Source organism: Cellulomonas persica (assembly GCF_007989825.1).
Taxonomy (GTDB): domain Bacteria; phylum Actinomycetota; class Actinomycetes; order Actinomycetales; family Cellulomonadaceae; genus Cellulomonas; species Cellulomonas persica.
The window spans coordinates 210,432-222,693 of sequence record NZ_BJUA01000002.1; the positions used below are offsets into that span (position 1 = coordinate 210,432).

Genomic DNA, 12,262 nt, shown 5'->3' on the forward strand with positions numbered 1-12,262 from the left:
GACGCCCCGTCGAGTGTCGGGCGGTTTGCGGTGTGTTGCGAGCGAGATCGTGTGTTCTGGGTCACACTCGCTGCCGGTGGCAATCATGCCTCCGTCCATGCGGGAGGAGACGCAACGTGTCCGAGACGCTCAACGAACCACCCCAGACGCCGTACCAGGTGGTGCAGGCCAGTCCGGAGTTCCAGGCCCTACGCAGCAGGTTCCGCCGCTTCGTCTTCCCCATGACGGCGCTGTTCCTGGTCTGGTACTTCGTATACGTCCTGCTGGCGAACTACGCGCACGACTTCATGTCCACGAAGGTGTGGGGCAACATCACGGTCGGCCTGCTGTTCGGGCTCGGCCAGTTCGTGTCGACGTTCGCGATCACCATGATCTACGCGCGCTGGGCCAACGACCGGCAGGACCCCGTGGCCGACGAGCTGCGGGCCAAGATCGAGGACGGCGAGCTGGGCGGCGGTGAGCTCGCATGAGCGCCCGCGCCGAGGGCGTCGTGCTCGCCGCCACGACCGAGCAGGTGGGCGAGCCCGCGGTCAACATCGGGATCTTCGCGCTGTTCGTCCTCGTGACGCTCGTGATCGTGTTCCGGGCGTCGCGCAACAACAAGACCGCGGCCGACTACTACGCCGCGGGCCGGTCCTTCACCGGGCCGCAGAACGGCACGGCGATCGCGGGCGACTACCTGTCCGCCGCGTCCTTCCTCGGGATCTGCGGAGCGATCGCGATCAACGGGTACGACGGCTTCCTGTACTCGATCGGCTTCCTCGTCGCCTGGCTCGTCGCGCTCCTGCTCGTCGCCGAGCTGTTGCGCAACACCGGCCGGTTCACCATGGCGGACGTGCTGTCGTTCCGGCTCAAGGAACGCCCCGTGCGCATGGCGGCGGCGCTCTCGACGCTCACGGTCGTCTTCTTCTACCTGCTCGCCCAGATGGCCGGCGCCGGTGGCCTCGTCGCGCTGCTGCTCGGCATCTCGGGCACCGCGGCGCAGGGCGTGGTCATCGCCGTCGTCGGCGCGCTCATGATCCTGTACGTCCTCGTCGGCGGCATGAAGGGCACCACGTGGGTGCAGATCATCAAGGCCGTCCTGCTCATCCTCGGCGCCGGCGTCATGACCCTGTGGGTGCTGGCCAAGTTCGGCTTCAGCCTGTCGGCGGTCATCCAGGGTGCCGTCGACGCCGCGGGTGAGGGCGGGGAGGCGCTGATCGGCCCGGGCAAGCAGTACGGCGCGTCCGCGCTGAGCCAGCTGAACTTCCTGTCCCTGGCGCTCGCGCTCGTGCTCGGCACCGCGGGGCTGCCGCACGTGCTCATGCGCTTCTACACGGTGCCCTCGGCGAAGGAGGCGCGCCGCTCGGTGGTCTGGGCCATCTGGCTGATCGGGATCTTCTACCTGTTCACGCTCGTGCTCGGCTACGGCGCCGGTGCGCTCGTCGGACCGGACGTGATCAAGGGAGCACCGGGCGGCGTGAACTCGGCGGCGCCGCTGCTCGCGTACGAGCTCGGCGGGACGATCCTCCTCGGCGTGATCTCCGCCGTGGCGTTCGCGACGATCCTCGCGGTCGTCGCGGGACTGACGATCACCGCCGCGACGTCGTTCGCGCACGACATCTACGCCAACGTCATCAAGAAGGGCCAGATCCGGCCCGACGGCGAGGTGCGTGTCGCCCGCATCACGGTGGTCGCGATCGGTCTGCTCGCGATCATCGGGGGGATCTTCGCGAACGGGCAGAACGTCGCGTTCCTGGTGGCGCTGGCGTTCGCGGTCGCGGCGAGCGCGAACCTGCCGACGATCCTCTACTCGCTCTTCTGGAAGCGGTTCAACACCTCGGGCGCCCTGTGGAGCATGTACGGCGGCCTGATCTCGTGCATCGTGCTCATCGTGTTCTCGCCCGTCGTGTCGGGCAAGGTCGATCCCGTGACGGGGGACAGCCTGTCGATGATCCGAGACACGTCGATCGACTTCCACCTGATCGGGCTCGAGAACCCCGGGCTGATCTCGATCCCGCTGGCCTTCGTGCTCGGCATCGTCGGGACCCTGATCAGCCGCGAGAAGCCGCACCCGGAGAAGTTCGCGGAGATGGAGGTGCGCTCGCTCACCGGCGCGGGCGCCGAGAAGGCGACCGTGCACTGACCGGTGCAGCACGTGCGGCGGGCGGCCCGGTCGGACGGGTCGCCCGCCGCGCGGGCTCAGCGCCGGTGCGCGGGCTCAGGGCCGGTGCGCGACGAAGATCGCCGTGCCCGGCAGCAGCGCGCCGCGGACCGGACCCCAGCCGCCCCACGTCCGGTCGTGCCCGGCGGGCCACTCGGGTTCCACGACGCGGTCGAGCACGAGGCCGGCACCGACGATGTCCGCCACGTGGTCGCCCAGCGTGCGGTGGTACTCGGCGTACAGCACCGCGCCGGACGCGCCGAGCTCGACGTACGGCCGCCGGTCGAAGTACGAGCGGATCGCGGTCAGGCCCTCGGGGTCGTCCGGGAAGGCCCACCGCACCGGGTGGGTCACCGCGCACACCCAGCGTCCCCCTGGCCGGAGGACGCGCGCCGCCTCGGCGTGCACGGCCGCGGCGTCGGGGACGAACGGGATCGCGCCGAACGCCGTGAAGACGGCGTCGAACGTCGCGTCGGGGAACGGCAGCCGACGCGCGTCGGCGACGACCGTGGGCACGCGCACGCCTGCCGCCTCGTCGTACCCGCGTCCCGCGGCCAGCATCTGCTCCGACAGGTCGCTCGCGACGACCAGCGCCCCCTGCGTCGCGAGCCACCGGCTGCACTGCGCGGCTCCGGCGCCGACCTCGAGGACGCGCGCGCCGGCGACGTCGCCGAGCAGGCGGGCGTCGGCCTCCCGCAGGTGCTCGGGGCACCACACGAAGTCGGCCGGACCCAGGAAGTCGCCGTGCTCGTCGAGGTACTCGGCAGCGTTCGCGTCCCACCAGCGGCGTGCGGCGGTCCCGTCGTCAGCGACGTGCCGGAACGCCACCTCGGCCAGGTCCTCGGCTCCCCGGTCCTGGTCAGCCCTGCGCTCGGACGCGTCGTGCACCATGCCACCAGTGTGGCGGAGCGCGGCGACACCCCGACCCGGGACGGAAGGACCGCGGCGTGCGCGGGCACGCGGATAGGCTGACGGCACGGACGCCCGACGATGCGCGCCGGCCCCCCCTGTCGTTCGATGAAGGAGCTCACGCGTGCGAGTCGGTCTGCTCACCGGTGGTGGCGACGTCCCCGGGCTGAACGCGGCCATACGTGCCGTCGTCAAGCGCGGCGAGGGAGAGTACGGCCACCAGATCGTGGGCTTCCGCAACGGCTGGCGCGGGGTCGTGGACGGCGACGTCCTGCCGCTGTCGCGTCAGCACATCCGCAACGTCCTGCCGGTCGGCGGGACGCTGCTCGGCACGGCCCGGTTCCACCCGCACGCGAGCGACGGCGGCATCGACGCGGTGCTCGCGACGCTCGAGGCGGAGCGTCTCGAGGCGCTCATCTGCATCGGCGGTGACGGCACCCTGCACGCGGCGAGCAAGATCGCCGAGGCGGGCGTCAAGATCGTCGCGATCCCCAAGACGATCGACAACGACGTGTGGGGGACCGACCAGTCGATCGGGTTCGACACCGCGGTGACGGTCGCGACCGAGGCCGTCGACCGGATCCACACCACGGCCGAGAGCCACAACCGTGTGATGATCGTCGAGGTCATGGGCCGGCACGCGGGCTGGATCGCGGCGACCGCGGGCATCGCGGGCGGGGCCGAGATCGTCCTCGCGCCCGAGGCGCCCTTCGACATCGAGAAGATCGAGAAGTTCCTCAAGCACCGCCACCGTGCGCACGCGAGCTTCTCGATCGTGGTCGTCGCCGAGGGCGCCGTCCCGGCCGAGGGCACGGCGATGCACTACGAGACGCAGGTCGGCAAGTTCGGCGAGATCGTCGCGGGCGCCATCGGCGAGCGGCTCAAGGCCGAGATCGAGAAGCGCACGGGCTTCGACACGCGCGTCACGGTGCTGGGCCACGTCCAGCGCGGCGGCACGCCGACGCCCACCGACCGCATCCTCGGCAGCCGGTTCGGCGTCGCCGCGATCGACGCGGTGACGCAGGGCCGCTCGAGCGTGATGACTGCCCTGCGCGGCGACCGCGTCGAGCTCGTCCCGCTCGCGGAGGTCGCCGGGAAGGTCAAGCACGTCCCGGCCGAGCTGCTCCAGGTCGCGAGCGCCCTGGCGTGAGCCTCGCGGGCCGCGTCGTCGCCGACGCCCGGCCTTTGACCCACTCCGCCGTCCACCGTTAGGGTGGACGGCGGTGCCGCGCGCCTTCTTTCTCGCGTGCCCGCACGAGCTCGTCTCACGGCGACTCGTCGGGCCGCCGTGAACCTCGAGAACACTCCTGACGTGAAACCTCGTGGAGGCGTGCCCGCCGTCCCTGTACGAACTACTTCCTGTCCGCATCGGAGCCCACCACTACATGAGCATCTCCACCCCCGCGAAGCCCGCCACGCCGCAGGTCGCGATCAACGACATCGGCACGGCTGAGGACCTCCTCGCCGCGATCGACGCCACCATCAAGTACTTCAACGACGGCGACATCGTCGAGGGCGTCGTCGTCAAGGTCGACCGCGACGAGGTCCTGCTGGACATCGGTTACAAGACCGAGGGCGTCATCCCCTCCCGCGAGCTGTCCATCAAGCACGACGTGGACCCCGGCGAGGTCGTCAAGGTCGGCGACGAGGTCGAGGCCCTGGTCCTCCAGAAGGAGGACAAGGAAGGCCGGCTGATCCTGTCCAAGAAGCGGGCGCAGTACGAGCGCGCGTGGGGCACGATCGAGAAGATCAAGGAGGAGGACGGCGTCGTCACCGGCACCGTCATCGAGGTCGTCAAGGGCGGCCTCATCCTCGACATCGGTCTGCGCGGCTTCCTGCCCGCCTCGCTCGTCGAGATGCGTCGCGTCCGCGACCTCGGCCCGTACGTGGGCAAGGAGATCGAGGCCAAGATCATCGAGCTCGACAAGAACCGCAACAACGTGGTCCTGTCGCGCCGCGCGTGGCTCGAGCAGACGCAGTCCGAGGTCCGCTCCACCTTCCTGCAGACGCTGCAGAAGGGCCAGGTGCGCCCCGGTGTCGTCTCGTCGATCGTCAACTTCGGTGCGTTCGTCGACCTGGGTGGCGTGGACGGGCTCGTGCACGTCTCCGAGCTGTCCTGGAAGCACATCGACCACCCGTCCGAGGTCGTCGAGGTCGGCCAGGAGGTCACGGTCGAGGTCCTGGACGTCGACTTCGACCGCGAGCGTGTCTCGCTGTCGCTGAAGGCGACGCAGGAGGACCCGTGGCAGGCGTTCGCCCGGACGCACGCCATCGGCCAGGTCGTCCCCGGCAAGGTCACCAAGCTCGTCCCGTTCGGTGCGTTCGTGCGCGTCGAGGACGGCATCGAGGGCCTGGTCCACATCTCGGAGCTGGCCGTGCGCCACGTCGAGATCCCCGAGCAGGTCGTCCAGGTCGGCGACGACGTGTTCGTCAAGGTCATCGACATCGACCTGGAGCGCCGCCGCATCTCGCTGTCGCTCAAGCAGGCGAACGAGGGCTTCGACCCCGAGTCGGAGGACTTCGACCCCGCGCTGTACGGCATGGCGGCCGAGTACGACGAGCAGGGCAACTACAAGTACCCCGAGGGCTTCGACCCGGCCACGAACGAGTGGCTCGAGGGCTTCGAGGCTCAGCGCGAGGCGTGGGAGGCCCAGTACGCGGCCGCTCACGAGCGCTGGGAGGCCCACCGCAAGCAGGTCGCCGAGGCTGCGAAGGCCGACGCCGAGGCTGCGACGTCCGAGTCGGCTCCGGCCGCCGGCGGCGCGGTGCCGTCGTCCTACTCGTCGTCGACCGACGAGGCCACGGGGACGCTCGCGTCCGACGAGGCCCTCGCCGCGCTGCGCGAGAAGCTCACGGGCAACTGATCCACACCGGGTGATCGGGAGCGACTGCTCCCGGGCATCCGGACCACGGCGGGCCGGTCACCTTCGGGTGGCCGGCCCGCCGTGCGTTCTCCGGCCCCGGCTCCGGGAGTGCGCGGCCGCACGCCGAGCGGCACGTCGAGCGGGAGCGCGGCACGGCACCGGCGGGCAGGATGGGGGCATGCAACGGATCGGCCTGACAGGCGGCATCGCGGCGGGCAAGTCGGTGGCCGCCCAGCGGCTCTCCGAGCTCGGTGCGGTGGTGATCGACTCCGACGTGCTCGCGCGCGAGGCGGTGGCCCCGGGATCGGCGGGCCTCGCCGCCGTGGTCGAGGCGTTCGGCGAGGGCGTGCTCGACGCGGACGGGGCGCTCGACCGCGCGGCGATGGCGTCGCTCGTCTTCGCCGACGCCGACCGGCGACGTGCGCTCGAGGCAATCGTCCACCCCGTCGTCCGCCGGCTCGGCGCGGAGCGCGAAGCCGCCGCGGCGACGGCGGACCCGGGCGCGGTGGTCGTCCACGACATCCCTCTCCTCGTGGAGACCGGCCAGGCCGACACGTTCCACCTCGTCGTCGTGGTGCACGCACCCGCGCTGCTGCGGGTCGAACGGCTGGTGCGTCTGCGGGGCATGGAACGCGCGGCGGCGGAGGCGCGCGTCGCCGCGCAGGCGAGCGACGAGGCCCGCCTGGCCGCGGCGGACGTCGTGCTCGACGGGTCGGGCACGGATGCCGACCTGCGCGCGCAGGTGGACGACCTGTGGGACCGCCTGTGCGACGAGCGGACGCAGGAGAGCCAGGCCGAGCAGGCCGACGCGCAGCACGGCTGACGCGGTGCGGACGACGACGCCGTCGGCGCAGCAGCCCGCCGAGCGCAGTGCCGCGTCCCGGTGGACGTCCGTCGCCGGCCGGTGCGGCACCCTCCGAACGGCGTAACGGGCGGCTCCATGTACCGCTTCCAGGGCATTCCCTCCGTGCCGCCCTATCGCTAATGTCCCCTCCAGGCAAGGGACGAACCGCCCCGACGCCGCAGGGGGCTCAACCTGGACGCCTGTCCTACCGATAGACGTCTCACAAGCCGGTGCCGACGGGGTCGCCGCGACAAGGAGGTTCGAGCGATGGTCAAGCCCATTCAGACGAGGGCGTCGGTCTCGGTCGCATCCACACTGCTGTCCGAGGGCCGCATGCTCGAGCTCGCCGAGAAGGCCTCGACGGCCACGGACGACGCCTCGGGCCGGTTCCGGGTCGAGACGCGCACGCCGCACTCGACGACCTTCTCGCTGCGCGACCACCTCGACGGCTCGGAGCTGCTGCGCTTCGACACGAAGACCGACCGGGCGGTCGGCCGGACGACGGCGCGGACGGCGATCACGTTCTTCCGGACGAAGGAGGGCGGGCTCGCCTCGCTCGTCCCCGAGGCGAAGCGCAAGCTGCTCGGTTTCCGTGCGTACACGGACTTCATGGACTGGTTCGTCACGGCCGTCGTGCGCGAGGACCCGAACGCGATCGTCACGGTCGTCGACGGCAAGGAGTGACCCCGGGCGAGGCGTGACGCCGGGGAGCGCCGTCGGCTGCCGACGCGCTCCCTGAAGGCCGCTGATCCTCGTCGGGAGCGGGTGTGTCGGTGGTCCGACGTACCGTGGTGACATGCGTCCAGTCACGGAGCTCCAGCGCACCGTCGCACCGTTCCAGGTCGTCTCCGAGTACACGCCGTCGGGTGACCAGCCCGAGGCGATCGCCCAGCTCGCCGCGCGCCTGAACGCCGGCGAGAAGGACGTGGTGCTGCTCGGCGCCACGGGTACCGGGAAGTCGGCGACGACCGCCTGGCTGATCGAGCAGGTGCAGCGCCCGACCCTGGTCATGGCGCCGAACAAGACGCTCGCGGCGCAGCTCGCCAACGAGTTCCGCGAGCTGCTGCCGAACAACGCCGTCGAGTACTTCGTCTCGTACTACGACTACTACCAGCCCGAGGCGTACATCGCGCAGACGGACACCTACATCGAGAAGGACTCGTCGATCAACGACGAGGTCGAGCGGCTGCGCCACTCGGCGACGTCGTCGCTGCTGACGCGACGGGACGTGGTCGTGGTCGCGTCGGTGTCGTGCATCTACGGCCTGGGGACGCCGCAGGAGTACGTCGACCGCATGGTCACGCTGCGCGTGGGTGAGCAGGTCGACCGCGACCAGCTCCTGCGCCGCTTCGTGCAGATGCAGTACACCCGCAACGACATGGCGTTCACGCGCGGCACGTTCCGCGTCCGCGGGGACACCGTCGAGATCATCCCGAAGTACGAGGAGCTCGCGGTCCGGATCGAGTTCTTCGGCGACGAGATCGAGGCGATCGCCACGCTGCACCCGCTCACGGGTGAGGTGCTGCGCGCGGAGACCGAGATGATGATCTTCCCCGCGACGCACTACGTGGCGGGACCCGAGCGCATGGAGCGGGCGATCAGCGGGATCGAGGCGGAGCTCGAGGAGCGTCTCGCCGAGCTCGAACGCCAGGGCAAGCTGCTGGAGGCCCAGCGTCTGCGGATGCGCACGACGTACGACATCGAGCTCATGCGGCAGGTCGGCTCGTGCTCGGGGATCGAGAACTACTCGCGGCACATCGACGGCCGTGCGCCCGGCTCCGCCCCGAACACGCTGCTGGACTTCTTCCCGGAGGACTTCCTGCTCGTGATCGACGAGTCACACGTCACCGTGCCGCAGATCGGCGCGATGTTCGAGGGCGACATGTCGCGCAAGCGCTCGCTCGTCGACCACGGCTTCCGCCTGCCGAGCGCGACGGACAACCGGCCGCTGCGCTGGGAGGAGTTCGTCGAGCGCATCGGGCAGACCGTGTACCTGTCGGCCACTCCCGGCGACTACGAGCTGTCGATGGCGGACGGAGTGGTCGAGCAGATCATCCGGCCGACCGGGCTGGTCGACCCGGAGGTCGTGGTCAAGCCGACCAAGGGCCAGATCGACGACCTGCTGGGCGAGATCCGGGACCGGGTCGACCGTGACGAGCGCGTGCTCGTGACGACGCTGACCAAGAAGATGGCCGAGGACCTGACCGACTACTTCCTCGAGAAGGGTGTGCGGGTGCGCTACCTGCACTCCGAGGTCGACACCCTGCGACGCGTCGAGCTGCTCCGCGAGCTGCGGCTGGGCGAGTACGACGTCCTCGTCGGGATCAACCTGCTGCGTGAGGGGCTCGACCTGCCCGAGGTGTCCCTCGTCGCGATCCTGGACGCCGACAAGGAGGGCTTCCTGCGCTCGGGGAAGTCGCTCATCCAGACGATCGGGCGTGCGGCGCGCAACGTCTCGGGCCAGGTCCACATGTACGCGGACAAGATCACGCCCGCGATGCAGCTCGCCATCGAGGAGACCGCCCGACGCCGCGAGAAGCAGGTCGCGTACAACACGGCCCACGGCATCGACCCGCAGCCGCTGCGCAAGAAGATCGGAGACATCACCGACCTGCTCGCGCGGGAGGACGCCGACACGGCCGAGCTGCTCGGCGGCGGCGGACGGCAGACGAGCCGCGGCAAGGCACCCGTGCCCGGGTTCGGCTCGCGCGCGACGGCGACGGACGAACGTACCCGGCTGACCGGCGCGGCGGCGGGCGAGCTGGCGACGCTCATCCAGGACCTGACGGAGCAGATGCACGGAGCGGCGGCCGAGCTGCAGTTCGAGCTCGCCGCGCGGCTGCGCGACGAGATCTCCGGGCTCAAGAAGGAGCTCCGTCAGATGCAGGCGGCGACGGCGTAGCGCACGTCCCGCGGGGGCCGGCCCGAGCGGACGGCGTGATCTGCGGCACGGCGCGCGGCAGCGTGGTCGTTCGTCGCATACGATGACCGTCGGTGAAGGGGAGTACCCCACAATCGGCCGCGTCGTCATCACGGACCTCGCCGGCTGGAGCACCCGGTCCCCGGACCGGACTCCGGGCGGCGGCAGCCCGGTGCGGTCGGCCCGGGTCAGCGGGCGGGGGAGACCTTCGGTACTGACGTGCATCTCGTACCGGAGGAGTACTCCATGGATGTCCCTGTGCTTGTGTGGGCGCTGACCGGCGTCGCCGTCGTCGGACTCATCGTGTTCGACTTCTACGCCCATGTGCGCACCCCGCACGAACCGACGTTCCGCGAGTCGGCGTGGTGGTCGACCGTCTACATCGCGCTCGCGCTCGTCTTCGGCGTGGGGCTCGGCGTCGTCGCCGGCTGGGACCACGGGGCGGAGTACTTCGCCGGCTACGTGACCGAGAAGAGCCTGTCGGTCGACAACCTGTTCGTCTTCCTCATCATCATGACGAGGTTCGCGGTCCCGCGTGCCTTCCAGCAGAAGGTGCTGCTGGTCGGCGTCGCGATCGCGCTCGTGCTCCGCACGATCTTCATCCTGCTGGGCGCGGCCGCGATCGAGCAGTGGTCGTGGGTCTTCTACGTCTTCGGCGCGTTCCTGGTCTACACAGGCATCAAGCTCGCGCGCGACCACGGGGACGAGACGCCCGACGACGACACCGGCAACGGCGTGCTCGTGCGGTTCGTCCGCCGCGTGCTGCCGACGACGGACGTGTACCACGACGACCGCCTGACCGTGCGGGTCGACGGGCGACGCGTGCTGACCCCGATGCTCCTGGTCATGGTCGCGATCGGCTCGACGGACATCCTGTTCGCGCTCGACTCGATCCCCGCGATCTACGGCCTGACGTCCGAGCCCTACATCGTGTTCACGGCGAACGCGTTCGCCCTGCTCGGCCTGCGTCAGCTGTACTTCCTGATCGGCGGGCTGCTCGAGCGCCTCGTGTACCTCTCGCAGGGCCTTGCGGTGATCCTCGGCTTCATCGGCATCAAGCTCGTGCTGCACGCGATGCACACCAACGAGCTGCCCTTCATCAACGGCGGCGAGCACGTCGAGTGGGCGCCCGAGATCCCGATCTGGCTCTCGTTGACCGTGATCCTCGGAACCCTCGCGATCGCCACCGTGGCGAGCCTCGTCAAGACCCGCGGCGACCGGCGTTCCGAGCGGGCCGTCGCCGCCGTGGAGGAGTGACATGGACGTCTCGTTGCTGGTGTGGGGCGTCTCGATCGCGGTGGTCGTCACGCTCCTCGCGGTCGACATCGCCGTCGTCGGCCGCCGCCCGCACGTGCCGAGCACTGCGGAGTGCCTGCGGCACCTCGCGGGCTACGTGGGACTCGCGATCGCGTTCGGCCTGGGCGTGTGGGCCACGGCCGGCGGGCAGTACGCGGGGGAGTTCTTCGCGGGCTGGCTGACCGAGTACTCGCTCTCGGTCGACAACCTCTTCGTCTTCATGCTGATCATGGCGCGGTTCGCCGTGCCGCGGCCCTACCAGCAGACCGCGCTGCTCGTCGGCATCGTGCTCGCGCTGGTCTTCCGGACGGCGTTCATCCTGGCGGGCGCGGCGATCGTCAGCACGTTCAGCTGGGTCTTCTACCTGTTCGGAGCGTTCCTGGTGTGGACGGGGTGGAAGGTCGGCCGGCAGGGCGCGGAGGACGAGGCCGAGGAGTTCCACCCGCCGCTCCTGCTGCGGCTCGTGGAGCGCTGGTTCCCCTCGACGTCGCAGTACCACGGGGTGCGGCTCACGGTCGTCGAGAACGGCCGTCGACTGATCACGCCCATGCTCATCGTCCTCGTCGCGCTCGGCGCGACCGACCTGCTGTTCGCGTTCGACTCGATCCCCGCGCTGTTCGGGCTCACGAGCGAGCCGTACCTCATCATGATGGCGAACCTGTTCGCGCTGATGGGTCTGCGCCAGCTCTACTTCCTGCTCGGCGACCTGCTCGCGCGGCTCGTCTACCTCAGCTACGGCCTCGCGGTGCTGCTCGGGTTCATCGGCGTCAAGCTCGTGCTCGAGGCGATGCACGAGAACGAGGTGCCGTTCATCAACGGTGGCGAGCCGATCTCGTGGGCGCCCGAGATCCCGATCTGGGCGTCGCTGCTCGCGATCGTCGTGATCCTCGGGACCACCGCTCTCGCGAGCCTCGCGAAGTCGCGCCGCGACGAGCGCGCCGCGCTGACCGACGCCCCGGTCTGAGGTCTCAGCCCGCCCAGGGCCCCAGGACGACGTCCCACTCGCGGACCTCGGTCGCGGTGATCAGGCCCTCGAGGTGGAACGGGTCGTCCGCGAGCAGCGCCTGCAGCGCGTCCTCGTCGGGCGCCGAGAAGACGAGCAGCGCACCGGGGGCGCCGCCCACGTACGGCCCGGAGCCGCGGAGCAGACCGGTCGCGGCGAGACCCGCGAGGTAGGCGCGGTGCGCGGGTCGGACGGCGTCGCGGACATCGGCGCGCTCGTCGTACGTGTACTGGACGGCATACGTGGGCATGCGCCCATCCTGCCCGACGGTGCGCCGTCCCGG

The 12,262-nt window shown here is 70.5% G+C and carries 11 protein-coding genes; 9 read left to right on the plus strand and 2 right to left on the minus strand.

All coding sequences use genetic code 11. The annotated features are described in order from the left end of the window. Positions 1-116 precede the first annotated feature (116 nt). Positions 117-470, plus strand: a complete 354-nt coding sequence (locus CPE01_RS02750) for a DUF485 domain-containing protein (RefSeq protein ID WP_146805112.1) — start codon at positions 117-119, stop codon at positions 468-470. Then, positions 467-2,125, plus strand: a complete 1,659-nt coding sequence (locus tag CPE01_RS02755) for a monocarboxylic acid transporter (RefSeq protein ID WP_146805113.1) — start codon at positions 467-469, stop codon at positions 2,123-2,125. Before CPE01_RS02750 ends, CPE01_RS02755 begins: the two co-directional genes overlap by 4 nt. 75 nt (positions 2,126-2,200) lie before the next feature. On the opposite strand, the gene CPE01_RS02760 is transcribed toward CPE01_RS02755, so the two are convergent. Continuing rightward, entirely contained in the window at positions 2,201-3,034 is an 834-nt protein-coding gene (locus CPE01_RS02760) for a class I SAM-dependent methyltransferase (RefSeq protein WP_146805114.1), read from the minus strand. Between the two features lie 142 nt (positions 3,035-3,176). Between CPE01_RS02760 and CPE01_RS02765 the strand changes: the two genes are divergently transcribed. From CPE01_RS02765 to CPE01_RS02795, 7 genes are all read left to right on the plus strand, one after another. After that, on the plus strand, positions 3,177-4,202 hold the full coding sequence (locus CPE01_RS02765; RefSeq protein ID WP_146805115.1) for a 6-phosphofructokinase: 1,026 nt from the start codon (positions 3,177-3,179) through the stop codon (positions 4,200-4,202). A 235-nt stretch (positions 4,203-4,437) separates the two neighbouring features. Further along, entirely contained in the window at positions 4,438-5,916 is a 1,479-nt protein-coding gene (rpsA, locus tag CPE01_RS02770; protein ID WP_146805116.1) for a 30S ribosomal protein S1, read from the plus strand. A 178-nt stretch (positions 5,917-6,094) separates the two neighbouring features. Further along, on the plus strand, positions 6,095-6,739 hold the full coding sequence (gene coaE / locus CPE01_RS02775) for a dephospho-CoA kinase (RefSeq protein ID WP_146805117.1): 645 nt from the start codon (positions 6,095-6,097) through the stop codon (positions 6,737-6,739). A gap of 288 nt (positions 6,740-7,027) precedes the next feature. Beyond that, a complete protein-coding gene (locus CPE01_RS02780) occupies positions 7,028-7,444 on the plus strand; it encodes a hypothetical protein (protein WP_146805118.1) in 417 nt (138 codons plus the stop codon). A 112-nt stretch (positions 7,445-7,556) separates the two neighbouring features. Next, positions 7,557-9,662: an excinuclease ABC subunit UvrB gene (uvrB, locus tag CPE01_RS02785; RefSeq protein WP_146805119.1), complete on the plus strand. Its 2,106-nt coding sequence runs from the start codon at positions 7,557-7,559 to the stop codon at positions 9,660-9,662. 264 nt (positions 9,663-9,926) lie between these two features. Next, positions 9,927-10,937, plus strand: a complete 1,011-nt coding sequence (locus tag CPE01_RS02790) for a TerC family protein (protein ID WP_146805120.1) — start codon at positions 9,927-9,929, stop codon at positions 10,935-10,937. 1 nt (position 10,938) lies between these two features. Next, a complete protein-coding gene (locus CPE01_RS02795; protein ID WP_146805121.1) occupies positions 10,939-11,940 on the plus strand; it encodes a TerC family protein in 1,002 nt (333 codons plus the stop codon). 4 nt (positions 11,941-11,944) lie between these two features. On the opposite strand, the gene CPE01_RS02800 is transcribed toward CPE01_RS02795, so the two are convergent. Beyond that, positions 11,945-12,229, minus strand: a complete 285-nt coding sequence (locus CPE01_RS02800; protein ID WP_146805122.1) for a YciI family protein — start codon at positions 12,227-12,229, stop codon at positions 11,945-11,947. Positions 12,230-12,262: the final 33 nt, after the last annotated feature.

What these genes read in the sequence shown, in the direction of transcription:
- CPE01_RS02760 (WP_146805114.1), bottom strand. Translation starts at nt 3,034, where the DNA reads ATGGTGCACGACGCGTCCGAGCGCAGGGCTGACCAGGACCGGGGAGCC.
- CPE01_RS02780 (WP_146805118.1), top strand. Translation starts at nt 7,028, where the DNA reads ATGGTCAAGCCCATTCAGACGAGGGCGTCGGTCTCGGTCGCATCCACA.
- rpsA (WP_146805116.1), top strand. Translation starts at nt 4,438, where the DNA reads ATGAGCATCTCCACCCCCGCGAAGCCCGCCACGCCGCAGGTCGCGATC.
- CPE01_RS02800 (WP_146805122.1), bottom strand. Translation starts at nt 12,229, where the DNA reads ATGCCCACGTATGCCGTCCAGTACACGTACGACGAGCGCGCCGATGTC.
- uvrB (WP_146805119.1), top strand. Translation starts at nt 7,557, where the DNA reads ATGCGTCCAGTCACGGAGCTCCAGCGCACCGTCGCACCGTTCCAGGTC.
- coaE (WP_146805117.1), top strand. Translation starts at nt 6,095, where the DNA reads ATGCAACGGATCGGCCTGACAGGCGGCATCGCGGCGGGCAAGTCGGTG.
- CPE01_RS02795 (WP_146805121.1), top strand. Translation starts at nt 10,939, where the DNA reads ATGGACGTCTCGTTGCTGGTGTGGGGCGTCTCGATCGCGGTGGTCGTC.
- CPE01_RS02755 (WP_146805113.1), top strand. Translation starts at nt 467, where the DNA reads ATGAGCGCCCGCGCCGAGGGCGTCGTGCTCGCCGCCACGACCGAGCAG.
- CPE01_RS02790 (WP_146805120.1), top strand. Translation starts at nt 9,927, where the DNA reads ATGGATGTCCCTGTGCTTGTGTGGGCGCTGACCGGCGTCGCCGTCGTC.